The following is a 1,239-nucleotide window of genomic DNA, read 5'->3' as shown; positions in this document are numbered from 1 at the left end:
GTGGACGCAGCCCTAAGCGAGGTTCTGGTTTTCAAATTGTTCCGGACTGAGGCCGCCACAGGCACTGTGACGACGCCACCGATTGTAATCACACTCGATATAATTAAACACCGTCGTCCGCATCATTTCCCGACTGATAAAGCGTTCACCGTGGATACATTCCACCTTCAGCGAGTGAAAGAAGCTTTCCGCACAGGCATTGTCGTAACAGCAACCCTTCGCACTCATGCTGCCGCGCAGGTTATGCCGCTTCAGCAGGGCCTGGTAATCCGCTGAACAGTACTGCCCACCACATCTGTGTGAACGATGACATTTTCCGGGCGCTTACGCCGCCAGAGGGCCATTTGCAGTGCATCGCAGGCAAGTTGTGCCGTCATCCGTGATGACATTGACCAGCCGATAACCGCCCGAGACCACAGGTCTATGACCACTGCCAGATACAGCCAGCCTTCATCGGTACGCAAGTACGTGATGTCTCCCGACCACTTCTCATTCGGGCCGCTGGCGTAAAAATCCTGTTTCAGCAGATTCTCCGATACCGGCAGACCATCTCACGATAGCTGACCGGGCTGAACTTTCGCGAGGCTTTTGCCCGCAGCCCCTGACGACGAAGGCTGGCAGCCACCGTTTTCATGTTGAAGAAGTAACCCTGTGCTCTCAGTTCAACTGTCAGACGTGGTGCACCGTAGCGTTGCTTTGCCTGAGTAAAAGCCTCACGTACGGCGCTGTCGCAACACAGACTGAACCGCTGACGTGAATTTGTCTTCATACTCCGCTGGCGCCAGACATACCAGCCGCTGCGGGCCACCCGGAGGACGTGGCACATAGCTTTGATGCTGAATTCGGCATGATGCTTTTCAATAAAGACATACTTCATTTCAGGCGCTTCGCGAAGTATGTCGCGGCCTTTTGGAGAATGGCCAGTTCCTCAGCCTGTTCCGCCAGCTGGCGTTTGAGACGGGCATTTTCAGTGGCGAGTTCGTTTTCACGGTCAGAGGATGAGAGCTGTTGCTGCTGTTTACTGCGCCAGTTGTAGAGCTGCGATTCATACAGGCTGAGCTCGCGGGCGGCCGCGGCCACGCCAATACGTTCAGCCAGTTTGAGGGCTTCCTGGCGAAATTCAGGAGTGTGCTGCTTGCGGATCTTTTTGATAGTTGATGCTGGTTTTGTCATGTGAGCTACCTCTGGTTGAGAGTTTACTCACTTAGCCGCGTGTCCACTATTGATGGGTATGATCAG

At 54.3% G+C, this 1,239-nt stretch carries 1 pseudogene; it reads right to left on the bottom strand.

From position 1 onward, the window contains the following. Positions 1-12: 12 nt before the first annotated feature. Positions 13-1,173: pseudogene (locus tag SPH27_RS22985) on the bottom strand (IS3 family transposase). Positions 1,174-1,239: the final 66 nt, after the last annotated feature.

Origin of the sequence: Enterobacter sp. A103 (assembly GCF_034427535.1) — a bacterium.
Taxonomy (GTDB): Bacteria; Pseudomonadota; Gammaproteobacteria; order Enterobacterales; family Enterobacteriaceae; genus Enterobacter; species Enterobacter asburiae_B.
Note: the sequence above shows the minus strand (reverse complement) of the source record. Positions and strands in the feature narration are given on the sequence as shown.